The following is a 25,514-nucleotide window of genomic DNA, read 5'->3' as shown; positions in this document are numbered from 1 at the left end:
TCAGGCCCTGGCCAGGATCAACGAGGTGTTGATCCCGCCGAAGGCGAAGTTGTTGCTCATGATGATGCCGGTGTCCAGCTCCCGGCCCTGGCCCTGGATGTAGTCCAGCTCGCCGCAGCGCTGGTCCACCTGGCTCAGGTTGAGGGTGGGGGCGAACCAGTTGTCGTGCATCATGGCGATGCCCAGCCAGGCCTCCAGGGCGCCGCAGGCCCCCAGGGTGTGGCCGAAGTAGCCCTTCAGGGAGCTGATCGGCATGCGGCTGCCGAACAGGCGGTGGGTGGCCTGGGTCTCGGCGATGTCGCCCTGCTCGGTGGCGGTGCCGTGGGCGCTGACGTAGCCGATGGCGTCGGGGGCCAGGCCGGCGTCCTCAAGGGCCAGGGCCATGGCCACCTCCATGGTCTCGGAGGTGGGCGAGGTGACATGCTGGCCGTCGGAGTTGGTGCCGAAGCCGAGGATCTCGGCCAGGATGGGCGCGCCGCGGGCGATGGCGTGGTCGCGCTCCTCCAGCACCAGGGTGCCGGCGCCCTCCCCTATCACCAGGCCGTCGCGGCCGGCGTCGAAGGGGCTGGGGGTCAGGGTCGGGGTATTGTTCTTGGTGGAGGTGGCATAGAGGGTGTCGAACACCGCCGCCTCTGTGGGGCACAGCTCTTCGGCGCCGCCGGCCACCATCAGCGTCTGGCGGCCGTACTTGATGGCCTCATAGGCGTAGCCGATGGCCTGGGAGCCGGAGGTGCAGGCGCTGGAGGTGGGGATCACCCGGCCCTTGAGGCCGAAGAACAGGCCCACGTTGACGGCCGTGGTGTGGCCCATCATCTGGATGTAGCTGGTGGCGGTGATCCGCGACGGGTCGTTGTTGTCCAGCATGTTGGCAAAGGCGCTGATGGGCGCCGTGGAGCCGATGGAGGAGCCGTAGGCGATGCCGGTGCTGCCGTCGGTCAGTACCGACTCGCCCAGCAGGCCCGCCTGCTCCAGGGCCAGCTCGGTGGCGCGGGTGGCCATCAGGCTGACCCGGCCGTGGGAGCGCACCTGCTTGCGGGAATAATGCTTGGGCCGGGAAAAGTCCACCGGGCCCGCCAGGCGGGTATTCATGCCCTCGAACCTGTCCCAGTCGTCCATGCGCACGATGCCGGAGCGGCCCGCCGCCATATTGGCGCGGATGTCCTGCCAGTTGTCGCCCAGGGAACTGAGCCCGGCCATGCCGGTCACCACCACCTTTTTCATCAGCACAGCCCCCCGTTCACGGCCATCACCTGGCGGGTGATGTAGCCGGCCTTGTCGGACATCAAAAAGGCCACCAACGACGCCACTTCCTCGGGCTTGCCGGCCCGGCGCGCCGGGATCAGCTTCATCATCTCGTCCAGGGGCAGCGCCTCGGTCATGTCGGACTCGATCAGGCCCGGGGCCACGCAGTTGACGGTGATCTTGCGCCTGGCCAGCTCCAGGGCCAGGGCCTTGGTGGCACCTATGATGCCGGCCTTGGAGGCGGAGTAGTTGACCTGGCCGCGGTTGCCGATGAGGCCCGAGACCGAGGCCAGGGTGACGATGCGGCCGCCCTGGCGGCCCTGCACCATGGGCATGACGGTGGGCTTGAGCACGTTGTAGAAGCCGTCCAGGTTGGTGTGGATGACGCTGTCCCAGTCCTCGTCGGTGAGGGCCGGGAAGGCGCCGTCGCGGCTGATGCCGGCGTTGACCACCACCCCGTAGTAGGCGCCGTGCTCGGCCATGTCCGCCTCCAGGGCGGCGCGGGCTGCCTCGCGGTCGGACACGTCGAAGGGCAGCAGCCTGGCCTTGACGCCCAGGGCCTCCACCTCGGCCTGCACGGCCAGGGCCGCGTCCTCGCGGCTGCGAAAGTGAATGACGATGTCGAAACCGTCCGCCGCCAGGGCCTTGGCGATGGCGGCCCCCAGGCCACGGCTGGCGCCGGTGACCAGAATTTGCTTGTTCATGATGCCTCTCCGTTCAAGAAGGCCGCCGCGTCCTGCGGCTGGAATACGTTGATCTGTGCCCGCTGGCCGCCGTCCGGGCCGTCGAGGGTGCAGCTGAACACCGACAGGCCGTTGTCCTGCTCCAGCACCTTCTCCACCGCCACCCTCAGGGTCTGGCCGTGCCTGAAGGCGGTGACGTCGGAATCGAACTTGCGGGTGCCGATAAGAAAGCCCACCTTGATGGGCTCGCCCAGGGCCTTGGCCTGGGCCCCGGCAAAGACGCCGATGCACTGGGCCATGTACTCGATGCCCACCCACATGGGCACCCCCTGGTCGTCGGCAAAGGGGATGCCGGGGCGGATGTCCAGCTCGCAGACGGCGCCGCTGTCGCTGGTTTCTATGACCCTGTCCAGCAGCACCATGGGCGCGGCGTGGGGCAGCAGTTGTTCTGGTGTCATTGGGCCTCCAGGATCAGGCTGACGTTGGAGCCGCCAAAGGCGTAGGAATTGCTCATGGCGCGGCGGATGGGCTGGCCCGGCTGGCCGTCGGCCAAGTTCAGGGCCGGCAGGGCCGGATCCCAGTGGCCGCCCATGCAGTGGGGCGGCAGCCGGCCCTGGCCGTCGGTGAGCGCCAGGTAGCACAGCGCCGCCTCTATGGCGCCGGCGGCGCCCAGGCAGTGGCCTACCTGGCCCTTGCTGGAGCTGGCCCTGGGCCCGTGGGGGAAGCGGCTGCTGACCAGGGCCGCCTCCATGGCGTCGTTCTTGGGAGTGCCGGTGCCGTGCAGGTTGATGTAGTCGATGTCGCCTACGCTCAGGCCGGCCATGGCCAGGGCCGCGGCCATGGCCGCCCAGGCGCCCTTGCCCTCGGGCTCGGGGGCGGAGATATGGTAGCCGTCCGAGGCCTCGCCGAAGCCGGTCAGGGCCACCCGGCCGGGCTCGCGGCTCAGCAGGAAGACGCCGGCGCCCTCCCCTATGGTGATGCCACTGCGGCCCTCGGAAAAGGGCGAGCAGGGCCCGGCGGACACCGACTCCAGGGCATTGAAGCCGTTCAGGGTCAGCCGGCACAGGCTGTCCACCCCGCCCACCACCACGGCGTCGGCCAGGCCGGCGCGGATCAGCCGGGCCCCGGAGGCAAAGGCCTTGCCGGCGGAGCTGCAGGCGGTGGAGATGGTGTAGCAGGGCCCTTCCAGTTCCAGGTAGCGGCCGGCGAACTCGGCCACCGAGCCCAGGGTCTGCTTGGTGTAGTCGTAGTTTTGCGGCAGGCTGGCGTCGGCCAGGTACCGGGCCAGGGCCTTTTCGCCCTCGTCGATGCCGGCGGTGCTGGAGCCCAGCACCACGGCGATGCGGCCGGCGCCGTGGCGCGCCCTGGCCGCCTCGATGTCGGGGCGGATCTGCGCCAGGGCCGCCGCCAGGATGCGGCTGTTGCGGCAATCGAAGGCCCCCAGGGCCTCGGGCAGCGCCGGCAGCTCGCCCTGTACGGCGGCCACAATGGCCGGGCCCGTCATCAGCAGATCGTCCCGCTGGACCAGGCCACTGCGGTCGCCGGCGAAGAGGCCCTCGGCCACCTGCTCTTTGTCGTTGCCCAGGGCGCAGAGGATGCCCGGGGCGCTCAAGTACAGCTTATCCATAGCTCACCTGGAAGGAATACCGGCGCTGGTGGTGCACGAAGCCGAGCCCCTGCGCCGACTGGGTGATTTCGATGACCAGGTGCTCGCCCTGGTAGATGCGCCGGCTCTGCCCGTCCGCCTCGAGGCGCAGGCCGGCCTCGGCCAATATTGGCGCCAGCCGCCCGGTCGGCATCAGCGCCAGCAGCAGATCCGCCATCAGGTAGCGGGGCCGGGCCTGCTGTGGCAACAGCGGCGAGCGCGCTATGCTGAATTGCCGGCCGTCATAGCGGCCGCTGAACAGCCAGGCTCCCAGGGCCGACACCGCGGTCAGCCTGAACTGCTGCCGCTCCAGCACCAGCTCGCCGATGAACTGCCAGTGGCTGTCGCCGAAGCGGGCCAACACCTGGTGCTGCTGGCTGCTGGGCTCTTCCACCCAGTCCAGGGCCGGCAGGGTGATTTCGGCGCCATTGGCCACCATGACCCTGTTGTCCAAACCCTTTGGCGCCAACTGGCAACCGGCCAGCAGCAACAGCGCCGTCAGCAACAACTGTCTCATTTTCGACCTCCCAGCAGGGCGCTGGCCAGCACCGCCACGCACAGGCCCGTGGCCACCACGGCGCCGAAGCCGCTCAGCACCGGCGTGGCCGACATGATCAGCAGGCCAAAGGCCAGCATGCTGGACGCCGACGACAGCATCACCGCCAGCAGGGTCTGCTCCGGCGCCTCCTCGGCGGTGCTGAAGAAGACCCCGTAATCCAGGGACAGCCCCAGCAGCAGCACCAGGGCCAGCACATGGACCAGGTTCAGGGGCTGGCCCAGCAGGCCCGGCATGGCCAGGCCGGCCACCAGGGCCAGGAAGGCCACGGCGCCGACCCGCCAGGCCCGGTGCGGCCCCAGCCACAGCCACAGCAGCGCCGCCAGCACCACCAGGGCCCCCAGCAGCAGGCGGATGGCCTGGTCACGGTAATGGTTGAAGACCTGGGTGGCCTGGGCCGCCGGCGAGGCCAGCCAGGCATGGTCGGGCAGCGCCTGCAGGGCCGCCCGGCCCGGGTCGGTCAGCCCCACCAGCAGCACGGCGCTGGCCAGGCCGCCGTCTTGGGGCAGGTACAGGGCCTTTCTGGGGTCGCCGGTCTCGGCGGCCAGCCAGGCGTCCAGGGTCAGGCCGGGGGTGAAGGCGCCCAGGCCGTCACCCAGCAACTGGCCCAGGGCGGGCCCGGCCTGTTGCCAGAGCCTTCCTTGTCGGTCGTGGTCGGCCCGCTGGCGGGCCTGGGACGGCACCGCCTGGCTCAGCGCCAGGTAATGGCCCAGCTCGCCCTTGGCCATCAGGGCGTCGAGGCGCTCGCGCAGGGCCTCTTCCCGGGCCAGCAGCTGCTCGCCGCTGTCGGCGCCCACCAGCAGGAAGTCGCCGCCCTGGGCCTGGCCCAGCCAGGCCTGGATGGCGCGCTCTTCGCCTTGCAATACCGCGTCCCTGGGCTGCCAGGCGCGGATATCGTCGTCGAAACGCAGCTGGCCGAACCCGAAGGCGCCCATCAGCGCCACCGCCACCAGCAGCAGCGCCGCCACCGGCCCCCTCTGGCGGCACAGCCAGCGCCAGAGTGACACCGGCCAGCGGCGCTGGGGCAGCACCAGCTCCACCATGGCGTAGCGGATCCACAGGTAGCTCAGCACCAGGCCGCCGATGGCGGCGGCGCCCAGCTGGGCCAGGCCCGGGAAGGGCGACAGCAGCAGCACGCCGTAGGCGGCGACGCTGGACAGCAGGCTCACCAGCAGCGGCAGGCGGATGCCCTTGCGGCAGGGGCCGGCGGCCAGGGCGTGGAAACCGTAGTCGGCGCAGATGCCGATGACGCTGGCGCCCATCACCAGGGCCAGCCAATGGGCCTGGGGCCAGAGCCACCAGAGCGCATTGAGGGCGCCCAGGCCCGCCACCAGCAGCAGTGCGCCCATGGCGGTCAGGGCCCGCCAGTGGCCAAAGCCCAGCACCAGCAGCACCAGGATCCCGGCCAGGGCCAGGCCGCCGAACAGGCTCACCTCGCCCTTGGCCTGGTCGGCGCCGGCGGCGGCGTGGCGCACCGAGCCGCTGGCCAGCAGCGCCATGCCCTTATCGCGCTGCTCGGCGATAAAGGCCTCGATCTGTCCCTGGCTGTCCTGGTTGAAGGCGGAGCCGCTCAGGGTCACCACCAGGGCCACGGCCAGGCGGCCGTCCCGCTCGTACAGCGGCCAGCCGTCCACCAGCCGGGCCTTGCTGCCCTTGGGGGCCAGACCGGCCAGGAAGTCCGGCAGCAGCAGCAGGGGGTCGGTGGCGCTGGCGCCCGGCACCGGGCCGAACCAGGCCGCCAGGGCCTGCTGCACCAGGGCCTTGCCGCCATCGACCTGGATGGCGGCGCGCTGGCCGTCCGCCAGCAGCTGCTGGCGGTAAGGCGCATAGAAGGCGTACAGGGCGGCCAGGTCGCTGCTCTTGCCCTGCCAGTCGGCCACGAAGGGCTGGCCTTCAAGGGCCGCGGCCAGGGTGTCGGCCTGGGCCAGCAGGTGCTGCTGCTCGTCCCCTTCCAGCACCAGCCACAGCTTGTCGTTGAACTCGGCCTGGACTTGCTGGTAGCCGCGGGTCAGCAGCTGGCCCTTGTGGCTGGGGGCCAGGCTGGGCAGCAGATCAAAGAGCTGCGACGAGGGCGCCACGCCAAGGTTGAGGCGAAAGGCCAACAGGCCCGCCAGCAGCGCCACCAGCAAGGTCGCCCACAGCCAGCGGATCACGGCCTGGCCTCCAGCCGGAGTTCACTGAAGCGGATGCGGGTCAGGCGCTGGCCCTTTTCGGCGATTTCCAGCTCCTGGGGCCACTGGTCGCCGCTCAGCACCACCTTGTCCAGCAGCGGCGTCAGCTGCGGATCCGTGGGCAGCAGCGTCAGCCGCCAGCCCTGCTCCAGGGCCTCCTCGGTCACCTGGAACTGCTTGGCCAGACGCTCCCTGTCGCCACTGAACAGCGCCGAGAACATGGCCGCCATGGCGGCGGCCACCGGGTTGTCGGTCACTTCCAGGCGGGTCTCGGCCAGGCCGGGCAGGCGCTGGATCAGCGCTTCACGGCTCATCACCAGGGTGGAGGCGAAGGGCGTTTCGGTATCCCAGGTGAGCGCGTCGTCCCGGTAGCTGAAACGGCCCTGGCTCTGTAGGGGCCGGCTCAGGGCCGGCAACTGTTTCTGCTGCTCGAAGCGGCCGGTCAGGGCCTGGCCTTCCCCGGGCTGTTGCCAGCCCGGCAGCGCCAGGCACTGGCAGGCGACCAGGGCCAGCAGGGCCCAGAGGCGGTTCATGGGGTCACCCCCAGGCGCTCCAGCAATGCCGGCGGCGACACGAACTGCATCTCGCCGCTGGCCTTGTCCACCGCCACCTGGATGCTGTGGCCGCGGGTGAGGCGCTTGCCGCTCTGGGCGCAGCGGATCTCGTAGTCGATGCGCATGCGGTTGACCACCTCCACCAGCTTGGCGGTGACCACCAGGCGCTGTTCGAAGCGGGCCGGCTGCACGTACTTGACCCGCAGATCCACTATGGGCCAGAGGTAGCCGGAGGCTTCCATCTGCGGGTAGTTGTAGTCGAAGCTTTCCAGCAGCTCGCAGCGGGCCAGCTCGAAGTACTTGAGGTAGTTGCCATGCCAGGCCACGTTCATGGGATCCAGGTCATGGAAGGGCACCACCACCTCGATGCTGGCCTGGCGCAGGATCTCATTCATAGAGGCTCCATTGTTGTTCGCGGATGGCGGCGATCACCTGGCGCAGCTCCCCTTCCAGGGGCCTGTCGTCCGTGACCATGGGGCTGAGTTCGGTGAGCCGGTCGCTGAAGGCGCGCAGGGGCTCGGTCATGGCCAGTTCGCCCTGGCGGGCCCGCAGCCGCAGGCCCTGGTTGACCGCCAGCAGGGTGGCGGCGGCCACCTGCTCGGTCAGCTCCAGCACCCGGATGCAGTCCCGGGCCGCTATGGTGCCCATGCTGACCTTGTCCTGGTTGTGGCATTCGGTGGAGCGGGAGAACACCGAGGCGGGCATGCAGTGCTTGAGGGCCTCGGCGGTCCAGGCGGAGGCGCCGATCTGCACCGCCTTGAAGCCGTGGTTGATGGCCGCGTCCAGGCCCTCGGCGCCGCTGAGGTTGGCGGGCAGGCCGTGGTTGAACTTGGGATCGGCCAGGCTGGCCAGCTGCCGGTCCAGCAGATCGGCCAGGTTGGCCACCTGGGTCTTGAGGGTATCCATGGCCATGGCGATATGGCCGCCGTAGAAGTGGCCGCCGTGCAGCACCTGCTCGCCCTCACCGTCGATGATGGGGTTGTCGTTGGCGCTGTTGAGCTCGGTCTCAATGAGGCCGCGCAGCCAGGGCATGGCGTCTTCCAGGGCGCCGATCACATGGGGGGCGCAGCGCAGGGAGTAGCGGTCCTGGAGACGGCTGTGCTCGGTGTGGCCCCGATAGTCGAGATCAAGGCGCAGCCGCTCGGCCACCCTGGCCTGGCCGGGATGGGGCTTGGCGGCGAACAGGGTCTGGTCGAAGTGGTAGGCGTTGCCCTTGAGGGCCAGGGACGCCATGGCGGTGATGCGGGTGCAAAGCTCGCCCAGGTAGCGGGCGCGCTCGAAGGCCAGGCAGGCCACGGCGGTCATCACGGCGGTGCCGTTCATGATGGCCAGGCCTTCCTTGGGCTTCAATGTCAGGGGCTCAAGGCCCTTCCTGGCCAGTACCGAGGCCATGGGCTGGACGGTGCCGTCGCAGTAGACGTCGCGCTCGCCCACCAGGGCCGCCGCCACGTAGGACAGCGGGGTGAGATCGCCGGAGGCGCCCACCGAGCCCTCCTGGGGAATGACCGGGATGATGTCTTCTTCCAGCATCCAGCACAGCCTGTCCAGCAGCTCGGGGGTGACACCGCTCATGCCCCGGCACAGGGAGGCCAGGCGCGCCGCCACTATAGCGCGGCCGCTGGCCAGGTCGAAGCGCTCGCCCAGGCCGCAGCCGTGGAAGCGGGTCAGGTGCAGCGGCAGGGTTTCCACCAGGGCCTTGGGCACGCCGACGGTGACGGAATCGCCGTAGCCGGTGGTAACGCCGTAGATGTTGCCCTCTTCCCGCCACAGGCGGTCCAGGAAATCGGCGCCCTGGCGGATCCTCGCCATAAAGGCCGGCTCGCCGTTGAGGCTGGCCTGGGCCCGGCCGGTGGCCAGGGCCACCACGTCTTCAATTGTCAGCGGCTTGTCGCCGAAGATGACCTGTTTCATTGACTACTCGTTGTTGCTTGGGCCGGTGCGCCTGCCTTGGTCGCCCTGCCAGAAATCGAAGAAATTGAACCACTGCAGCGGCGCCTGGCGGCAATAGTGGGCCAGGCGGTCGGCGTAGCGGCCGACCCAGAGCCGCAGCTCCTGCTGGCGGGTCTTGCGGGGCAGCTTGAAGCCGTCCGGCGCGAAGGGCTCCATGTGGAGCCGGTGCCTGTCGCCTTCCTTGAGGCAGTTGAGCAGGTAGACGGGGCACTCCAGCAGGCTGGCCAGGATGAAGGGGCCGGTGGGAAAAGGCGCCGGCGCCCCCAAAAAGGGCACCTCCACCACATGGCCGCTGGCCCCGGCGGAGGTGCGATCGGCGACGATCACCACCAGTTCGCCGCGGTCGATGCGCTCGCGCAGGATCATGGTGGTGTCCGGTCCCACCTGGCTGACCTGCATCATGTTGACCCCGGCGTCGGGATTGATGCTGGTCATCAGCTCGTTGAACCTGAGGGCGTGCTCGGTCAGCACCAGCACCGTCATGGGCTTGGCCACTTCGCCCTTGGACAGGGCCCGGCACAGCTCCAGGTTGCCAAGGTGGGAGCCGATCAGCAGCGCCCCCTGCTCCCCGGCCAGCACCGCCTGGAACTGGTTTTCGTCGTCGAACAGCAGATCCCGGCCCTTGTGGATATCGCCCATCCAGGCCGCCAGCTTGTCGAGGATGGCCTCGCCAAAACTGAGGTGGTGGCGGAAGCTGGCCCAGAGCCCGGGGAAGGTACGCAGCCCGGGCAGCGGCCCGGAGCTCAGCCACAGCCGGCGCAGGTAGGCCAGGGAATGGCGGCGACTGTGGCCGAACAGGAAGAAGTAGCCCATCACCGGCCACAGCAGCACCCGGAAACCGGGCCGGCCCAGCAGGCGGTAGCTCCACCACAGGCACTTCATGCCCAGCAGGCTGCCCCGCTCGGCGGTGGCGGACCAGTGCGCTGTCTTGGGCCTGGGCTGGCCGAACAGCAGCCTGGGCAGGCGCCACAGCATGCCGAAGAACAGCTTGGTGTGCATCTTGGAAATGAGCACATTGTCTTCGAAGGCGCGGAAATGGGAGGCGCCGTCCTCGGGGTAGATGACCCTGGTCTCGAGCTGGCGGATGGGCACGCCCTGCCAGTACAGGCGCACCATCACCTCGATGTCGAAATCCATGCGCCGGCCCAGCGCCACCTTGTCAAAAAGGGCTACGCAGGGCGCCAATGGGTAGACCCTGAAGCCGCACATGGAGTCCTTGATGGTCAGGCTGAGGGTCTCTATCCACACCCAGACATGGGTGATGTAGCGGGCGTAGAGGCGGCCCTTGGGCACGGAGTCGTCGTAGGCCGGGTAACCGGCGATGAGGGCCTGTGGCCTGGCCTTTGCCTCGGCCAGGAAGCGGGGCACGTCGTCCAGGTTGTGCTGGCCGTCGGCGTCCACCTGCAGGCCGTGGCTGTAGCCGGCCTCATGGGCGGCGCGCAGGCCGGTCATGACGGCGCCGCCCTTGCCCTGGTTGTGCTGGTGGCGGATCAGGGTGATCTGCTCGAAGCGCCCGGCCAGCTCGTCGAGCAGGGCGGCATTGGCGGCGTCGGAGCCGTCGTCCACCAGGAATATGGGCAGCCCCAGCTCGGCCAGGGCCGGCAGCGATTTCTCGGCCGCGGCGCCGTGATTGTAGTTGGGCACCACCAGGCAGGGCTTGAAGACACTCATCAGCTCAGCACCACCCGGCCGCTGGCGTGGCGGGCCTGGTCGGACTCGAAGCTGAAGCTGAGCTTGCCCTTGGCCTCGTCGTAGGCCAGGTTCAGCAGCAGCTCCATGCCGGGCAGTACCACGGCCTGGAACTTGAGGGCCTCCATGCGCCGGCTCCGGGGCTTGAGGCCGAAGCAGTCGCAGCCGAGGCGGATGGCCCAGTCCAGCTGCACCACGCCGGGCAGTATGGGGAGATCGGGAAAATGGCCCTGGAAATAGAAGAGGTCCGCCGGCACCTGCAGGCGCAGCTGCCAGCCGGACTCGGTTTGGGTGCGGTCGAGGATCTTGGGCTCGGTTGTCATCATCATTGCTCGAACAGGGCCTTGAGACTGGCCTGGGTTGTCTTTCCTTGGCTGTTGACCGGCATCTCGGCCAGCACCCGCCATTTGCGCGGCAGCACCACCCTATCGTAATGGCCCGCCAGCGCCTCCCGCAATAACAGCCCCAGGGCCCGGCGGCCATGCCCGGCCAGCCAGTCCCGCCCCTTAGGGGTCAGCACCAGCACCGCGCCCAGCTGCTGGCGCTGGCCGGCCAGCAGCACCAGGGCGGCACGCTCCACCAGGGGATGGCTCATCAGCTGGCGCTCCATGGCGTCCAGGGACAGCCGCTTCTGCTCCAGCTTGACGATGCGGTCCTTGCGGCCCAGCAGCCGGAAGCGGCCATCGGCCTCGAAGGCAACCCTGTCGCCCATGGCCTGGGGCTCGCCGCCGGCGAAGGGGGAAACCACCACCAGGGTGCCGTCTTGTGCCGCCTGGGCCTGGACCCCGGGCAGCGGCTGCCAGAGTTCGCTGATCGCCTGGCGGCGCCAGGCAACGCCGCCGGTCTCGCTGGAGCCCAGCACCTCCACCGGTGCCTGGCCCAGCTTGGCGGCGGCCTGCCGGGCACCTTCCAGGCTCAAGGGGCCGCCGGAGCTGAACACGGCCCTGAGACCCTCGGCCAGGGGCGCCATCACGGCGGCCTCGGGCAGCCGCTCCAGGTGGGCGGGGCTGGAGATCAGCACCACTTCCCTGCCCCGGGCGGCCGCGGCCAGGTGCTCGGGATAGGCATGTTGCTGGCAGTGGAGCATCCGCCCCGCACAGAGCGGCCACAGCAGCCTGAACAGCAGGCCGTAGATGTGCTGGTGGGAGACGGTGCTGAGCACCAGGGCATCGCCGAGCTGCTGGCCGAAACAGGCCTCCAGGGCCGCCACCTCGGCCGCCAGCTGGCCGAGGCGCTTACGGATGGCCTTGGGCTCGCCTGTGCTGCCGGAGGTGTACAGCACCAGCTCGCCGCCGCTGAGTCGCGGCAGCTCGGCAACGAGCCCGCCCTGGCACCAGGGCGCCAGGCGCCGGCCGGAAAAGCCTTCGACGGCGTCGCCGATCAGGCCCTGGCAGTCGGCAAGCAAGGCATTGAGGGTGCCGCCCTGGCCATTGGGGGGCAGCACCGGCACGGCGCCGGCGAACCAGCAGGCCAGCAGGCCGCTGGCAAAATGCAGGGGATGCGCCGCCGACAGCAGCCAGGACTGGCCGGCCCTGAGCTGCCCGGACAGGGCGCTGGCGCTGGCCAGCAGCTCAGGGCCCTGCCAGTGGCGGCCGTCCTCGTCCAGGGCGATGGGGCCGGCGCCCTGCAGCAGCGCCGGCAGGCCGTTGAAGTCCGTCATACCTTGAGTACCAGCTTGCGGTAGAGCCACTCGCCGCCCAGCAGCATGCCCATCAGGGCGTAGCTGACCAGGCCGTTGTAGAGGGCCCAGAGCTCGTCGTCCCCGGCCAGCACCGTGGCCAGGGCGACCAGGCCGTTGACCACGAAGAAGCCGCACCAGATTTGGGTAACCTGGCGCGTATAGGCGACGCCGCGCTGGTCCAGCTCCGGCTCCTTGAGCCTGGCCAGGCGCTCGATGAGGCTGGGGGGCCGGTGCAGGCTCCAGGCGAACACCAGCAGCAGGCCCAGGTTCATGGCCACAGGGTAGAGCTTGATGCCCCAATCCTGGTTGGACAGCAGGCTCCAGGCCAGCAGCCCCAGGGCGGCCAGCATCAGGTAACGGTGGTGGCCCCGGGCGCCATGAAAGCGCAGCAGCACCGGCACCGCCAGCAGCAGTGCCAGCCAGCCAGGTTCCAGCCATTGCAGACCGGCCCACACCAGCAAGGGGTAGGCCAGCAGCGCCAGGACGCCAAGCAGCTTCAGCAAGCTCAGGCCGGCTCGAGCAGGCTCATGACCGCCTCGACCACGTCACCGACGGTGCGCACGGCCTTGAACTGATCCGGCTGGATCTTCTTGCCGGTCAGATCCTGGAGCTTGACCACCAGGTCGACGGCGTCGATGGAGTCCAGATCCAGATCCTGGTAGAGATGGGCGTCCAGGCTGATGTCACCACCGTCCAGTTCGAAGTCCTCCACCAGAATGGACTTGAGTTCGGCAAAGATCTGATCGCGGTTCATCGGTTTTCCTCCTGGCTGCGAATAAAGGCCGCCAGGCTGGCAATGCTGGCGAAGTGGGCCTTGGTGTCGGCGGCGTTGGCGTCGATCTTGACCTGGTAGCGTTTCTGGATGGCCAGACCCAGCTCCAGGGCGTCAATGGAATCCAGTCCCAGGCCGTCCCCGAACAGGGGCGCCTCGGTGTCGATATCCTCGACGCTGACATCCTCCAGATCCAGCGCCTCAATGACCAGGGCCTTAAGGGCCTGTTCGAGGTTTTCCATCGTCCTTCCTTTTTTCTTCATAAAAGCCTTCCAGATACCGGGTCAGCCGCCGGGCCGCCTGGGGAAGGCCATTGCTGTTGTCGATAAAGTCACGGGTGTCGATGTCGTCCAGTACCCTGGCCGACAAATGAAAGGGCCGGTCCGGTACCCGGTACCAGGGCTCGCTCTTGGTCAGGGTGGTGGGGGTCACGTCCAGCAGCACCGGCCGCAGCGGGAATTCGGTGCGCACCGCCAGGTTGGCGGCGCCGCGCTGCATGGCCAGGGGCTGGCCCGGCCTGGTGCGGGTGCCTTCGGGGAAGATCACCAGGCTGAAGCCCTCGGCCATGGTCTGGCGGGCGGCCTCGATCATCTCCTCGCCCCGGCGGGCGTTGCTGATGTAGCCGGTGGCCCTGACCACGCCGCGCATGAAGGGGTTATGCCAGATGGCCTCCTTGACCACGCAGTCGGCCTTGGGCATGGCGGCAATGAGCAGCACCACGTCCAGCAGCGAGGGGTGATTGGCGATGACCAGGCAGGGCTCGGCGTTGAGCCGCTGTTCGCCGTCGATCTCGTAGGTGCAGATCCCCATCAGCCGCATCGCCTCCAGGAAGAAGCGAAAGCTCCTGGAGACGATGGCCCTGGCCCTGAGCTTGCGCTCGTGTACGTTTTTGTACCTGAGGTTGAGGTAGGGAAACACCGTCAGCGACAGCAGCACGCCGCCGATACCGAAGATGCTGAAGGCCAGGCCGGTGGCCAGCACCCGCCATGCCTTGTTGAGTCGCTTCAGCACCAGCGCCACTCCCAGCTCCGCTCGCCGACGCCGATGACGCCGTCCTCGCCGGTGGCCAGCAGCCTTGCCAGCTGGAGCGCCAGGGGCTCGCTGGCGCCGGCCGGCCGCGCCAGGGCCTTGAGGCGCACCGGGCGTCCGCCACTCCTGCCCAGGCGCAACGCCAGGGCATGGTCGAGCTGATCGACGGTCATGAATTGGTCATAGGGCTCGGGCACGGCGGCATCGCCGTGCACCAGCAGCAGTTCGTCGTCGCCGCTGTGCAGGCGGGCCACGGCGTCCACCAGGCCCAGCAGCAGGCTGTCCTCGCCGGCCACCACCACGTTGGCGGGGGCCATGTCCTGGCGCAGGATGGAAAAGAGGCCGGCGGCGGCATTGTGTACCGACAGGCTGAAGGCGGTGGGCGACAGGGGCTCGTCATGGGCCAGGGAGGCCAGCAGGCCACGGGTCCTGTCCAGCTCACCGTGGCGGGAGCTGAACACCAGCGGCAGCGAGGCGTTATCCGCCAGCAGCTGCTGGGCGCAGCTGAGCAGCATCCGCGCCAGGCGGGACAGGCGGCGGCGGGTGCCGGCGGGCACGAAGCCGACGTCCGGCGCCTGGGTCTCGGCCAGCACGCCGTCTTGGCACCAGGCCAGCCAGTCCCCCTGGCTGTGGCGCCCCGGGGCCCAGGCCGCCCAGTTAATCACTGAAAACTCGAATTCATCCATGATTTCACTGCCTAAGCCCTAAAAACACAAAATTCTAACCGGATTAACATTTGGCATCCACTACTTCAGCTGTGACGTATTTAACAAAAAGGGCCCGAAGGTTCCCTTCGAGCCCCTGTAAGCCTTGCTATTTCAGCCCTTGCACTCAGACATCCCGGACAAGCTCTCTGGCGACAGGCCGACACCCTGCATTCGTTCAAAAGAGCTCGGCCAATGGTACGAGCGCCAGCGCCTGGTCGCTGCCGGCCAGGGCGCAGCAGATGCCGTTGTCATAATGCAGCCAGACGGCCTGGGGCCCGGGCCCCGGGCCGGACACCAGCAACCGGTGCCGGCCGCGCCATTCTACGCGCAAATCGGCCATGGCCCAAACCGGCAGCCGCCACAGCTTCAGGCAGGCCTCGGCGGCGCACCAGTGCTCATAGAAATGCGCCTGTGGCCAGCCCAGCCGGGCCGCCAGCGCCGCCCGGCTGCGGCCACTGGGCACCTCGATATCGATGCCGACCGGCGCCAGGGACACCGCCGCCGCCACCTGGTCACCGCTGTGGCTGAGGCTGATGCAGGCCCCTTCACAAAGGGGGGCGCCATCGTCGTCCCTGGTCAGCTTGATGGCCGCCATGGGCCTGTCAAGGAGCCTGGCCAGCAATGCCCGCCCCAGCAGCTGCGCCGCCAGGTGCGGCTCGGGGTGGCGCCGGCGCTGGCCCCTGGCCAGCTCAGCCGCCGTCAGCAGCGCCCTATGCTGCAAAATGTCCGGTGCCCGGCCCCGGGCCCAGAATAGGGTGGTCACTGGTACTCCCCCTGCCCTTGGCGTTAGTATCCTGAGTCAATGTTGTAAATGGTTGTAGCCAGGAGAGTCATGAACCCCATCCTGATCACCGGCGGCGCCCAGCGCATCGGCCTGCACCTGGCCAGGAGCCTGCTCGAGCAGGGCCGGTCGGTGGCCATCAGCTACCGCACCCGGCACCCGGCCGTGGACGAGCTGGAAGCGGCCGGCGCCCTGTGCCTGCCCGGCGATTTTGCCACAGACCAAGGCGTGCTGGCCTTTATCGAACAGCTCAAGGGCAAGGTAACCGGCCTGAGGGCCATCATCCACAACGCGTCCAGCTGGCAGAGCGAAGGTCCGCTGGAGGATGCCCCGGCCCTGTTCGACGCCATGATGCAGATCCACGCCAAGGCGCCCTATCTCATCAACCGGCACCTGGCGCCGCTGCTGGACAACGGCGACAAGCCGGCCGACATCATCCATATTACCGACTATGTGGTGGAAAAGGGCAGCGCCGAGCATACCGCCTATGTGGCCTCCAAGGCCGCCCTGGAAAACCTGACGTTGTCCTTCGCCCAGGCCCTGGCGCCCGGGGTGAAGGTGAACAGCATAGCGCCGAGCCTGATCATCTTTAACGAGGATGACAGCGAGGACTACCGGCAGAAGACCCTGGCCAAGTCGGTCATGGGCATAGAGCCGGGCTGCCAGGAGATCAGCAGCGCGGTGCGCTACCTGCTGGACAGCCACTATGTCACCGGCCGCACCCTCAAGGTGGACGGTGGCCGCCATATTCGTTGAGAGAACAAGATCATGACAGACAAACTGGCAGAACATTTTGAAGCCATCATCCGCGGCATAGGCGAAGATCCGGGCCGCGAAGGCCTGCTCAAGACCCCGGAGCGGGCCGCCAAGGCCATGCAGTACCTGACCAAGGGCTATGGCCAGACCCTGGAAGAGCTGGTCAACGAGGCGGTGTTCTCATCGGATAACGACGAGATGGTGATCGTCAAGGACATCGAGCTCTATTCCCTGTGCGAGCACCACCTGCTGCCCTTCGTGGGCAAGTGCCATGTGGCCTACATCCCCAACGGCAAGGTGCTGGGCCTGTCCAAGTTCGCCCGCATCGTCGACATGTACGCCAGGCGCTTCCAGATCCAGGAGAACCTCACCAAGGAGATCGCCGACGCCGTGCAGAAGGTCACCAATGCCCGCGGCGTGGGCGTGATCATCGAGGCCAAGCACATGTGCATGATGATGCGGGGCGTGGAGAAGCAGAACAGCGTGATGAAGTCGTCGGTGATGCTGGGCAGCTTCCGCGACTGCGACCGTACCCGCAACGAGTTCCTGGTGCTGACCCGCAGCTGAGCGGACGGGAAAGGAAAAGGGCGCTTCAAGCCACTGGGCCTGAAATACCCTTTGGGGCTCCCAAAAGTTCCCAAGGGGAATGATGGGGGTGACTTAGTCTGAAAAAAGGGGACAATAGCCCCTTTCTTCATCCGCCCTGATTTTCGCCGTTTATATTGACGATCTTGCAATCACCGCCGCCGCCATCCTCACAGTATTTAATAGCTTCAGAAATTGCCTGTTTCTTGGAAGCCATGCCCCAGGCATAGCCAGTGGTATTAGTGCTGCTTACAGCCTTGGCCTTGTGATTACTGGCCTTTTGGTAAGAGGTTTCAATATCTCGCTCACCTTCGGGCCGCTTGTCTAACACCACATCCAGTGTCACAGGGCTAGGCTCGTTGAAATCCAGCCGCAGTTTTTTCTGGTAATAGCCGTCGCGATAGACTACAACCTGCCACCATTGTTCGATGCGCTTGTCATTGACCTTATACACAACGGCAGCTTTTTCTGCGTAGTCACCTTTAATTTGAAACCGCCCCGGTTCTTGATTCGGTATCCCCTTGTTATGGATCGCCACACCAATCATGGCATCAGCAGGGGTGACCTTGATGCTGATATCACGATATTCAACAGGGACTGGCTTGGGCGGTGCCTGCTCCGAGATACGGGCTAGCTCGCTGGCGTCAGAAGGGTCTAGCAGATCAACGCCGTTAACGCTTTGGACCTGGCACTCTTGCTTTCCTTGCTCAAAGCAGGTTTTCAGGGCCAATTTGATGGCTTCAGCTTTAGTTGGCACCCCCCAGGCTGCACCGATATAAACATGGTCAGAAGAGTATGCTAGGGCTTTGTTGTAGGCCGCTTCAAGATAGTCCTTTTTGACCTTGAATACTGGGTTGGCCTCATCAGGCACACAAGTTTGGCAAGGGATCTCTTGCCAGCCCATGCGGGCAATGCACTCGTTATATCGGTTGTTGTACTTGACGGCTTTTGCCACAAAGTAAGCAGCAATGCCCACGCCTAGGAGCTGCATATCTGGACCGCTGTAGCTGCGGTAGCTACCCACATAGGTTTGCCCAGTCGCCGCATTGCGGTAGGCATAAGTCCCTACTGTTCGATAGCTGGGTATGATGACAGGGACTGGCAGGTTCGTATCGCCAGAGGCATAGGTCTGGCAATACAAGGAATCCGCTTCGAAGATTTGCTGCTGCTTGTCAGGGGCGACGTTGAGGTTGTAAACCCAATCCGGGGTAGCTGTGCAACCAGATAATGTGGCTGCCAACAAAAGTGGATAACGATTCATTTCTCTTCCCTGATGTTTTTTTGCCTACCCTAGCCGGCACGGCCTGAGCTAGCAAGCCACTATTTCGACAAGGACGTTCACAACTGGGCGGTCAGGAATGTCAGGGTTTTGAGCGGTAGCCAGAGGGTAAGTGCTCAGGAATGTAAACCACCAGGAAATAGCATCCATTCATCATGGCGTCATTCCTTCGTCGCTGTTGTTGCTACTCCTGGTGCTGACCCGAAGCTGAGCGGGCGGGAAAGGAAAAGGGCGGCCTGGGGCCGCCCTTTTTATTGCCTTGATCTGCTGGCGTTTTTTTCACCATAGGCCGCCAGGGCCTGGTGAGTCGGGGCCGCTGTGGGAAAGTCTCAACTTATCCACAGCATTGTCCCCGCTTTTTGTGCATATCAATGGTCCAGCAGGGCCCGGTAGGCGTCCTGGAAGTCGAGATGGGCCCAGAGCAGCTCGGCGACCGGGGCCTTGAGGCCGCCCCGGTACTCGGCCAGCACCTGGGCCAGCAGCTGTTGGCAGAGCTCGGTGTTGTCACTGCGCCATTTGCTGGCCCTGGCCAGCTCCGGCCCCCTGAAGCCCGCTTCCACCAGGGTGTCCAGCAGAGCGACCTGCTGCAGGCAGGCGCCGGCGCAGGCTTGGAGCCTGTCCAGGGGCAGCCCGGCCGCCTCGTGGCGGTCGTGGAGGGCGGACAGCAGCAACGCCGCCCGGCGGGTGAGGCGGCGCAGCGCCTTGCAGCAGAGCACCACGTGCTCATGGCGAACGGCCATCCAGGACTTGTCTTCCAGGGGCCGCGCCTGGCGCAGCTCGGCGTCCGCTTTCAGCACCTGGCGCAGGGTGCCCAGGCTGTCGTCGCCCAGCGGCCATTGCAGCTGCTCGCTGAGGCTCACCACCAGCTCGGCCTGGGCCTGCAGGGGGGCGAAGGGGGAAGGCCCCAGCAGGGCCTGGGTGTCGAGGATCATGTCGGCTCTCCGTCACGCTCTTTCAGCCTTAGGGATGAACCATCCCGGGCGAAAAATCCACCCCATGGCCCCGAAACGACCCGGCATCGCCCCAAAGGGACGTCGAAGCCGGCCGCTTATGGTGCTAAGGTGCCGGTAGTTGCAGACCGACCTTGTGAGACCCCAAACGTGAAAGCCGCCATCGCCGCCCTCATTGCCCTTTTCTGCTTCCCGCTGCTGGCCGGGGACTGCCCCGCCGCCCTCAGCTTCGTCAAGCGCAAGCTCAATAGCACGGAAACCGTCAACCTCTGCCAGGCCTATCGGGACAAGGTGGTGCTGGTGGTCAACACCGCCAGCTACTGTGGCTTCACCCCCCAGTTCGAGGGCCTGGAGGCCCTCTACCAGCGCTACCGGGAGCGCGGCCTGGTGGTGCTGGGCTTCCCCTCCCATGACTTTCGCCAGGAGGCCGACGACGAAACCGAGACCGCCAAGGTCTGCCGCCTCGACTACCAGGTCAGCTTTCCCATGTTCGAGGCCCTGGCGGTACGCGGCGACGACGCCGATCCCCTGTACCGGATCCTGGCCCGGGAGGCCGGTGGCTATCCCAAGTGGAACTTCTACAAGTACCTGATCGGCCGCGACGGCAAGGTCATCGACTACTACTCCAGCTTCACCAAGCCAAACAGCGACAAGCTGCGCCAGGCCATAGAGCAGGCGCTCTGAACGACAAAAAGGGCGCCATCGGCGCCCTTTCTTCATGGTGCTGGCCGCTTAGATCTGCTCGGCCACATAGGCCTGGATCTGCGCCCTGGCGGCGGACAGCGCCTCTTCCTTCATTTGTGGGCCCACCGCCAGGCCTTCGGCGTAGACGAAGGTCAGGTCGCTCACGCCCATCAGGCCGAACATGGTCTTGATGTGGGGGGTCTGGGAGTCGGCCTCGCTGCCGGCGTAGATGCCGCCGCGGGCGGCCAGCACCAGGGCCTGCTTGCCTTCCACCAGGCCCTTGGGGCCTTCGGCGGTGTACTTGAAGGTGACGCCGGCCCGCAGCAGGCGGTCGAAGTAGGCCTTCACCTGGCTGGGAATGCCCAGGTTGTACAGGGGCGCCGCCAGTACGATGACGTCGTGGGCCATCAGCTCCTCGATAAGCAGATCGGAACGCTGGGCCAGGGCCTGCTGGGCCTCGCTGCGCTCGTCGACCGGGGTCATCCAGGCGCCCATTTCCTCGGCACCCAGGTGGGGCAGATCCAGGGCCACCAGATCCTTTTCGGTGACGGACACGTCCTTGCCCTGGGCCTGGAGTTCGGCCTTGAGCATGGCGGCCATGGCGCTGGACTGGCCGTTTTCGGCAAAGAGGGAGCTGGTCAGGAGCAGTACTTTTTTCATCTGGGGATCCTCCAAGGTTTCGACGGAGCCCACTTTATCCGCAACTTTTCCAAAAATAACTCAGCAAATATCGCTTAAAACTTTCGAATTTTTGATCAACAACCATTGTCAATAGACGCGCAAGATTTGAAAGTGCTATGGTTCGGCACCTTTTCTTTACAGATAACGGCCATGCAAAAGACCGAATTCAAGAGCCGCCTGGGCTTCGTACTGACCGCCGCCGGCTCGGCGGTAGGCCTGGGCAACATCTGGGGCTTCCCGACCCAGGCCGCCAGCCATGGTGGCGGCGCCTTCCTGCTGCTGTACCTGCTGCTGGTGTTCGCCCTGGCCTACCCTGCCCTGGTGGCGGAGATGGCCATAGGCCGCCGTGGCCAGCAGGATCCGGTGGCCGATCTTGGCGGCCTGGCCGGCAGGGCCGGCCGCCTGACCGGCTGGCTGGGACTGCTGACCATCTCCGGCATCCTCAGCTTCTACCTGATCGTGGCCGGCTGGCTGCTGGGCTACCTGGGCAACGCCGCCCTGGCCCTGGGGGGCCAGCAATGGCCCTGGCTGATGGAATTCGGTTTCGGCCGCAACCTGGCCCTGGCGCTGGTGTTCGGCCTCTTGACCTGGCTGGTGGTGCAGAAGGGCCTGCAGGCCGGCATAGAGCGCTGGTCAAGCCGGCTGATGCCGCTGCTGCTGGCCGCCCTGGTGCTGCTGGCCGGCTATGTGCTGACCCTGCCCGGCGGCCTGGACGGCCTGGCCGCCTATCTGAAACCCGAGCTGTCCGCCCTGTCCTCGCCGTCGCTGTGGCTGGCCGCCACCGGCCAGGCCTTCTTCTCGCTGTCCATCGGCGTCTGCGTGATGATGGTCTACGCCAGCTACCTGGACCGCCAGGCCCGGCTGCCGCGCCTTGGCCTGCAGGTGACCCTGCTGGACACCTCGGTGGCCTTCCTGGCCGGCCTGCTGGTGCTGCCGGCCATGTACGTGGCCAAGGCCCAGGGCCTGGCCATAGTGGACGACAGCGGCGCCCTGCTCAGCTCCGACACCCTGGTGTTCGAGCTGCTGCCGAGCCTGTTCGAGCGCCTGGGCACGGCCGGCAACTGGCTGGCACTGGGCTTCTTTGCGCTGCTGGTGATGGCGGCCCTGACCTCCACCCTGTCGATGCTGGAAGTGCCCACCGCCACCCTGGTGGCCCGGACCCGGCTCAGTCGCCGCCAGGCCAGCCTGGCGGTGCTGGGCGCCGTGCTGCTGGCCACCACCGCCATACTGGCCAACTTCGGTACCCTGTTCCCCCTGGTGATCAAGCTCACCACCCAGTACGGCCAGCCGCTGCTGGGCATGCTGTTCTGCATCTACGTGGGCTGGCTGTGGCGCCGGGAGCAGCTGCTGAAGGCCCTCGCCGCCGAGGACGAAAGCTTCGCCCGTTCCTGGTTCTGGCGGCTCTGGCCCGGTTATGTCAGACTCGTCTGCCCTTTGCTCATTCTTCTGGTCATTCTGCAAGGCGGCTAATCCATGGCATCCATAGAACCTAACGGGCGCAGCCATTTCAGCTCGCGCCTGGGCTTTGTCCTGGCGGCGGCCGGCGCCGCCGTCGGCGTCGGCAACATCTGGGGCTTTCCCACCCAGGCCGCCAGCCATGGTGGCGGCGCCTTCCTGCTGGCCTACCTGGTGCTGATCTTCGCCCTGGCCTACCCGGTGCTGGTGGCGGAGCTGCTGATCGGCCGCCATGGCCAGGCCAACTCGGTACGCTCGCTGCAGAAGCTGGCCAATGGCCCCTGGCAGCGCCGCGGCGCTGCCCTGACCGGCCTGGCCGGCATCGTCACCGTGGCCTTGGTACTGAGTTTCTACGCCATAGTGGCCGGCTGGCTGATCAGCTTCATGGTGGGTGCCGGCCTGCGCCTGGTGGGTCTGCTTGAAGCCGCCGGCTGGGTAGAGAGCTTTGGCCTGGCGCGCAACCTGCTGTTCACCCTGGCCTTCCTGGCCCTGACCGGCCATGTGGTCGGCCGTGGCGTCAACGCCGGCCTGGAGGCCTGGTCCAAGCGGCTGATGCCGGTGCTGTTCGTGCTGCTGCTGGCGCTGATCGCCTTCATGTTCACCCAGGATGGCGCGACAGAAGGCCTGAGGCGCTACCTGAGCCCGGATCTGGCCCAGCTCTTCCACCCCGAACTGCTGCTGTCGGCCACCGGCCAGGCCTTCTTCTCGTTGGGGCTGGGGGTCGGCGCCATGATGGTGTACGGCTCCTATCTGAGCCGCGACAGCCACCTGCCCAGGCTGGCGCTGTCGGTGACCCTGCTGGACACCAGCGTCGCCTTCCTGGCCGGGCTGCTGATCCTGCCGGCCATGTACGCCGCCAAGGCCCTGGGGGTAAGCATCTTCGCCGCCGATGGCAGCCTGATTTCCTCAAGCACCCTGGTGTTCGATCTGCTGCCGGCGCTGTTCGCCACCATGGGCGACTTCGGTCCCTGGCTGGCCCTGGCCTTCTTCCTGCTGATGGCCATTGCCGGCATCACCTCCTCCATCAATATCCTGGAGCTGCCGGTCAGCTTCGTCAGCGAGGAAACCCGCCTCAACCGCGGCCAGAGCACCTGGCTGCTGACCCTGGCCGTGGCCACGGTGTCGGTGCTGATCCTGCTCAACTTCGAGGCGCTGTTCGGGTTGGTGATCGCCCTCACCACCCAGTACCTGCAGCCCCTGGTGGGCCTGATGCTGTGCCTGTTCGCCGGCTGGATCTGGCACCGGGACCGCTGCCTCAGGGCCCTGGCCGAAGGGGCCCCCGAGCTGGCCCAGACGCCCTTCCTGGGCTTCTGGCACTGGTACGTGCGGCTGATCTGCCCGCTGCTGATCCTCGGCCTGCTGGCCCAGACCCTGAGATGATCCAGACCCCGGCCCAGGCCGGGGTTTTCATTTGTCCTGTTGGCCGGTGCCATCATGCCTTGGCCAGGCATTTCCCCCTCTGCTAAGGTGCCGGCAGGTAAGAATTCGGTAACAGCCATGCTCAACAAGAAATTCACCATCCACCTGGACGCCATCATCGTCATCACCCTGCTGTTCCTGGCCTCCATCGCCTTCAACGCCTTCCAGCACCAGCAGATCAGCCAGATCACCGCGGAAAACCTCGAGCTGCAGATGCAGGCCCAGGTGGACAAGATGAACCTGGAATCCCAGCAGGTGGTGATCGACAGGCTCAGCAAGGAAAAGTAATTCCCTTTGCAATCAAGGCATTCTGTGCTGTGATGGCGAAAAGGCCAGCACAGGGACGAAGCCATGAAGATTGCGGTAGTGGGCGGCGGCATCAACGGCCTCTGCTGCGCCTGGCAACTCAGCCAGGCCGGCCACCAGGTGGCACTGTTCGAAAAGGGCGAGCTGATGGGCGCCACCAGCGCCGCCTCCTCCAAGCTGCTGCACGGCGGCCTGCGCTACCTGGAGCAGGGCGAGCTGCGCCTGGTGCACGAGGCCCTGCTGGAGCGCCAGTGGTGGCTGCAGCATTCGCCCCTGCTGACCCGCCGCCTGCCCATCCTCTACCCCCTCTATGAAGACGGCCGCCGCCACCGCTGGCAGCTCAAGGCCGGCATGTTGCTCTACGATCTGCTGGCCGGGCGCCGGGGCATTGGCCGCCACCGCTGGCTGAACCGGGCCCAGGTGGCCCGCTGCTCACCCGAGCTGAAACAGCAGGGCCTCAAGGGCGCCTACCTGTTCTTCGACGGCCAGATGGACGACCGCGCTTTGGGCCTGTGGGTGGCCGAACAGTGCTACCAGCTGGGCACCGAGATCCACCAGCACAGCCCGGTCACCAGGCTCAGCCCGGCCGGCGGCGTGGAAAGCGGCGGCCGCTGGCTGGACTTCGAGCTGGTATTGAACGTGGCCGGCCCCTGGAGCGAGGCCCTGCTGAGGCAGTCTGAACTGCCGGTGGCGCAGCCTTTGGATCTGGTGCGGGGCAGCCACCTGCTGCTGCCGGATATCGGCCGCTACGGCCATATGCTGGAGGTGCCGAAGGAAAGGCGCATCGTCTTCGTGCTGCCCTACCAGGGCCAGACCCTGCTGGGTACCACGGAGGTGCGCCAGGGCATCGAGGAGTCCATTGCCTGCTCGCCCGAAGAGCGCCGCTACCTGCTGACTCTCTACAACCACTACTTCATCCACCCCCGCAGCGAAGCGGACATCCTCGGCGAATTCGCCGGCCTGCGCCCGCTGCTGGCCGGCAGCGCGGATGCCACCAGCGCCTCGCGGGAATATGCCCTCAATTGGCAGGGCCGGCTGCTGACGGTATCCGGTGGCAAGTGGACCACGGCCCGGGCCCTGGCCAGGAAGGTGACGGAAGCCGTGGCGGCAAGGGCCTGAGCCATCGATGGAAGCAACGGGCACTGCCGCCTTGGCGCAAGGTTAATGAAGTGTTACATTTCGGGGGTTCTTCGCCTGGGCATTAGGCGACGGCTGATGAGAAGGAGAAGCTTTGATTTCAAGTCGCTGCTGTTTTTCTTTTCAGTTGCCAGCCCCGACCAACATTGCCCTGGCGATGCCGCTTCTTGATAAGTTCCGAGACACAAACCCATGAGCGCAAATGAATACAAGCGGAAGATAGGCGTCAAGATGGTGCCCCACATCTGGATAGGCGCTGCATTTTGGCCCTTCCTGTTTGTATTGGGCCTGGAGGATCTGACGAGATACCATTTCTACCTGGCCCTCTTCTTCCTGTTGGCCAGTGCTTTCTCCATCAGGAACGGCTTCCAGGGCCTCAGGCATGGCATTTACTCCGATTTTGTCATGCTGGCGCTGATCCCCATACTGCTCCCTGTCGGCATGGCCGCCTACCTGATCTTTAGATAACCACCAACACCCCGTTACCCCTCCTCTTTAGATAAGGACAAAGAAAATGAAAGCCAACACCAGAAAGAAGACCCTCTACACCATCGTCATCATGCTGCTGGCCGGCGGGGTATTCTACGCCTCCATGGAGGACTACCAGAAAACACGACTGGCGGAATTCTTGGGCAACCTTTTTTCCAGCAACCAGCAGGTAGAATGAGAGTTACCTCGGCAGCGGTGACTGAAGCTCCGGCCGTGAACATTATTAGGGATACAAGCCGCTTTATTACCCCTTGATGCCACTGGCCACATCATGGCTGCTGGCTCATTTGCTGGACACTCATCGGCAGGACAC

Annotated in this window: 30 protein-coding genes; 9 read left to right on the top strand and 21 right to left on the bottom strand. The window is 66.4% G+C overall.

Annotation, left to right across the window (positions count from 1 at the left end):
• From WDB71_RS06035 to WDB71_RS05950, 18 genes are all read right to left on the bottom strand, one after another.
• Positions 1-1,224, bottom strand: coding sequence for a beta-ketoacyl-ACP synthase (locus WDB71_RS06035; RefSeq protein ID WP_341504187.1), 1,224 nt, complete (start codon positions 1,222-1,224; stop codon positions 1-3).
• Positions 1,221-1,946, bottom strand: a complete 726-nt coding sequence (locus WDB71_RS06030; RefSeq protein ID WP_341503739.1) for a 3-ketoacyl-ACP reductase FabG2 — start codon at positions 1,944-1,946, stop codon at positions 1,221-1,223. Before WDB71_RS06030 ends, WDB71_RS06035 begins: the two co-directional genes overlap by 4 nt.
• Positions 1,943-2,383, bottom strand: a complete 441-nt coding sequence (locus tag WDB71_RS06025; protein WP_341503738.1) for a hypothetical protein — start codon at positions 2,381-2,383, stop codon at positions 1,943-1,945. The genes WDB71_RS06030 and WDB71_RS06025 overlap by 4 nt, the downstream gene beginning before the upstream one ends.
• Positions 2,380-3,552, bottom strand: a complete 1,173-nt coding sequence (locus tag WDB71_RS06020) for a beta-ketoacyl-[acyl-carrier-protein] synthase family protein (RefSeq protein ID WP_341503737.1) — start codon at positions 3,550-3,552, stop codon at positions 2,380-2,382. Before WDB71_RS06020 ends, WDB71_RS06025 begins: the two co-directional genes overlap by 4 nt.
• On the bottom strand, positions 3,545-4,087 hold the full coding sequence (locus tag WDB71_RS06015; protein WP_341503736.1) for a DUF3261 domain-containing protein: 543 nt from the start codon (positions 4,085-4,087) through the stop codon (positions 3,545-3,547). Before WDB71_RS06015 ends, WDB71_RS06020 begins: the two co-directional genes overlap by 8 nt.
• Complete coding sequence (locus tag WDB71_RS06010; RefSeq protein WP_341503735.1) at positions 4,084-6,279, bottom strand: hypothetical protein; 2,196 nt, start codon at positions 6,277-6,279, stop codon at positions 4,084-4,086. Before WDB71_RS06010 ends, WDB71_RS06015 begins: the two co-directional genes overlap by 4 nt.
• On the bottom strand, positions 6,276-6,830 hold the full coding sequence (locus tag WDB71_RS06005; RefSeq protein WP_341503734.1) for an outer membrane lipoprotein carrier protein LolA: 555 nt from the start codon (positions 6,828-6,830) through the stop codon (positions 6,276-6,278). Before WDB71_RS06005 ends, WDB71_RS06010 begins: the two co-directional genes overlap by 4 nt.
• A complete protein-coding gene (locus WDB71_RS06000; RefSeq protein ID WP_341503733.1) occupies positions 6,827-7,246 on the bottom strand; it encodes a thioesterase family protein in 420 nt (139 codons plus the stop codon). Before WDB71_RS06000 ends, WDB71_RS06005 begins: the two co-directional genes overlap by 4 nt.
• On the bottom strand, positions 7,239-8,762 hold the full coding sequence (locus tag WDB71_RS05995; RefSeq protein WP_341503732.1) for an aromatic amino acid ammonia-lyase: 1,524 nt from the start codon (positions 8,760-8,762) through the stop codon (positions 7,239-7,241). Before WDB71_RS05995 ends, WDB71_RS06000 begins: the two co-directional genes overlap by 8 nt.
• A gap of 3 nt (positions 8,763-8,765) precedes the next feature.
• The gene (locus tag WDB71_RS05990) at positions 8,766-10,472 is read right to left on the bottom strand and encodes a glycosyltransferase (RefSeq protein WP_341503731.1); all 1,707 of its coding nucleotides are present in this window, start codon (positions 10,470-10,472) and stop codon (positions 8,766-8,768) included.
• Positions 10,472-10,816, bottom strand: a complete 345-nt coding sequence (locus tag WDB71_RS05985) for a hydroxymyristoyl-ACP dehydratase (RefSeq protein ID WP_341503730.1) — start codon at positions 10,814-10,816, stop codon at positions 10,472-10,474. Before WDB71_RS05985 ends, WDB71_RS05990 begins: the two co-directional genes overlap by 1 nt.
• The gene (locus WDB71_RS05980) at positions 10,816-12,150 is read right to left on the bottom strand and encodes an AMP-binding protein (RefSeq protein WP_341503729.1); all 1,335 of its coding nucleotides are present in this window, start codon (positions 12,148-12,150) and stop codon (positions 10,816-10,818) included. The genes WDB71_RS05985 and WDB71_RS05980 overlap by 1 nt, the downstream gene beginning before the upstream one ends.
• Positions 12,147-12,674, bottom strand: coding sequence for a hypothetical protein (locus WDB71_RS05975; protein ID WP_341503727.1), 528 nt, complete (start codon positions 12,672-12,674; stop codon positions 12,147-12,149). Before WDB71_RS05975 ends, WDB71_RS05980 begins: the two co-directional genes overlap by 4 nt.
• Before the next feature lie 2 nt (positions 12,675-12,676).
• The gene (locus tag WDB71_RS05970) at positions 12,677-12,925 is read right to left on the bottom strand and encodes an acyl carrier protein (RefSeq protein WP_341503726.1); all 249 of its coding nucleotides are present in this window, start codon (positions 12,923-12,925) and stop codon (positions 12,677-12,679) included.
• Positions 12,922-13,185, bottom strand: a complete 264-nt coding sequence (locus WDB71_RS05965) for a phosphopantetheine-binding protein (protein WP_341503725.1) — start codon at positions 13,183-13,185, stop codon at positions 12,922-12,924. The genes WDB71_RS05970 and WDB71_RS05965 overlap by 4 nt, the downstream gene beginning before the upstream one ends.
• Positions 13,160-13,963: a lysophospholipid acyltransferase family protein gene (locus WDB71_RS05960; RefSeq protein WP_341503724.1), complete on the bottom strand. Its 804-nt coding sequence runs from the start codon at positions 13,961-13,963 to the stop codon at positions 13,160-13,162. The genes WDB71_RS05965 and WDB71_RS05960 overlap by 26 nt, the downstream gene beginning before the upstream one ends.
• Positions 13,948-14,658, bottom strand: a complete 711-nt coding sequence (locus WDB71_RS05955; RefSeq protein WP_341503723.1) for a beta-ketoacyl synthase chain length factor — start codon at positions 14,656-14,658, stop codon at positions 13,948-13,950. The genes WDB71_RS05960 and WDB71_RS05955 overlap by 16 nt, the downstream gene beginning before the upstream one ends.
• Positions 14,659-14,854: 196 nt before the next feature.
• Positions 14,855-15,442: a hypothetical protein gene (locus WDB71_RS05950; protein ID WP_341503722.1), complete on the bottom strand. Its 588-nt coding sequence runs from the start codon at positions 15,440-15,442 to the stop codon at positions 14,855-14,857.
• Between the two features lie 69 nt (positions 15,443-15,511).
• Here WDB71_RS05950 and folM point away from each other — a divergent pair, with 69 nt between their 5' ends.
• Both folM and folE read left to right on the top strand, forming a co-directional pair.
• Positions 15,512-16,216: a dihydromonapterin reductase gene (gene folM / locus WDB71_RS05945; RefSeq protein WP_341503721.1), complete on the top strand. Its 705-nt coding sequence runs from the start codon at positions 15,512-15,514 to the stop codon at positions 16,214-16,216.
• 12 nt (positions 16,217-16,228) lie between these two features.
• Entirely contained in the window at positions 16,229-16,783 is a 555-nt protein-coding gene (gene folE / locus WDB71_RS05940; RefSeq protein WP_341503720.1) for a GTP cyclohydrolase I FolE, read from the top strand.
• Between the two features lie 127 nt (positions 16,784-16,910).
• On the opposite strand, the gene WDB71_RS05935 is transcribed toward folE, so the two are convergent.
• On the bottom strand, positions 16,911-18,062 hold the full coding sequence (locus WDB71_RS05935; protein ID WP_341503719.1) for a DUF4189 domain-containing protein: 1,152 nt from the start codon (positions 18,060-18,062) through the stop codon (positions 16,911-16,913).
• 386 nt (positions 18,063-18,448) lie between these two features.
• Complete coding sequence (locus WDB71_RS05930) at positions 18,449-19,012, bottom strand: hypothetical protein (protein ID WP_341503718.1); 564 nt, start codon at positions 19,010-19,012, stop codon at positions 18,449-18,451.
• A 168-nt stretch (positions 19,013-19,180) separates the two neighbouring features.
• Between WDB71_RS05930 and WDB71_RS05925 the strand changes: the two genes are divergently transcribed.
• Positions 19,181-19,714, top strand: a complete 534-nt coding sequence (locus WDB71_RS05925; protein ID WP_341503717.1) for a glutathione peroxidase — start codon at positions 19,181-19,183, stop codon at positions 19,712-19,714.
• 48 nt (positions 19,715-19,762) lie between these two features.
• Here WDB71_RS05925 and WDB71_RS05920 read toward each other — a convergent pair whose 3' ends face one another.
• A complete protein-coding gene (locus WDB71_RS05920; RefSeq protein WP_341503716.1) occupies positions 19,763-20,374 on the bottom strand; it encodes an NAD(P)H-dependent oxidoreductase in 612 nt (203 codons plus the stop codon).
• Between the two features lie 171 nt (positions 20,375-20,545).
• Between WDB71_RS05920 and WDB71_RS05915 the strand changes: the two genes are divergently transcribed.
• From WDB71_RS05915 to WDB71_RS05890, 6 genes are all read left to right on the top strand, one after another.
• Positions 20,546-21,865 (top strand): sodium-dependent transporter, encoded by a 1,320-nt coding sequence (locus tag WDB71_RS05915; protein ID WP_341503715.1) that lies wholly within the window; start codon positions 20,546-20,548, stop codon positions 21,863-21,865.
• Positions 21,866-21,868: 3 nt separating this feature from the next.
• Positions 21,869-23,230 (top strand): sodium-dependent transporter, encoded by a 1,362-nt coding sequence (locus tag WDB71_RS05910; RefSeq protein ID WP_341503714.1) that lies wholly within the window; start codon positions 21,869-21,871, stop codon positions 23,228-23,230.
• A gap of 117 nt (positions 23,231-23,347) precedes the next feature.
• Positions 23,348-23,557 carry a hypothetical protein gene (locus WDB71_RS05905; protein WP_341503713.1) on the top strand — a complete coding sequence of 70 codons (210 nt, stop codon included), beginning with the start codon at positions 23,348-23,350 and terminating at the stop codon, positions 23,555-23,557.
• Between the two features lie 63 nt (positions 23,558-23,620).
• The gene (locus WDB71_RS05900; RefSeq protein WP_341503712.1) at positions 23,621-24,694 is read left to right on the top strand and encodes an FAD-dependent oxidoreductase; all 1,074 of its coding nucleotides are present in this window, start codon (positions 23,621-23,623) and stop codon (positions 24,692-24,694) included.
• 210 nt (positions 24,695-24,904) lie between these two features.
• Entirely contained in the window at positions 24,905-25,180 is a 276-nt protein-coding gene (locus WDB71_RS05895; protein WP_341503711.1) for a hypothetical protein, read from the top strand.
• Positions 25,181-25,226: 46 nt separating this feature from the next.
• Positions 25,227-25,379, top strand: a complete 153-nt coding sequence (locus WDB71_RS05890; protein ID WP_341503710.1) for a hypothetical protein — start codon at positions 25,227-25,229, stop codon at positions 25,377-25,379.
• Positions 25,380-25,514: the final 135 nt, after the last annotated feature.

The sequence above is a fragment of the Gallaecimonas sp. GXIMD4217 genome, from assembly GCF_038087665.1.
In the GTDB taxonomy this organism is placed as follows: Bacteria; Pseudomonadota; Gammaproteobacteria; order Enterobacterales; family Gallaecimonadaceae; genus Gallaecimonas.
Note: the sequence above shows the minus strand (reverse complement) of the source record. Positions and strands in the feature narration are given on the sequence as shown.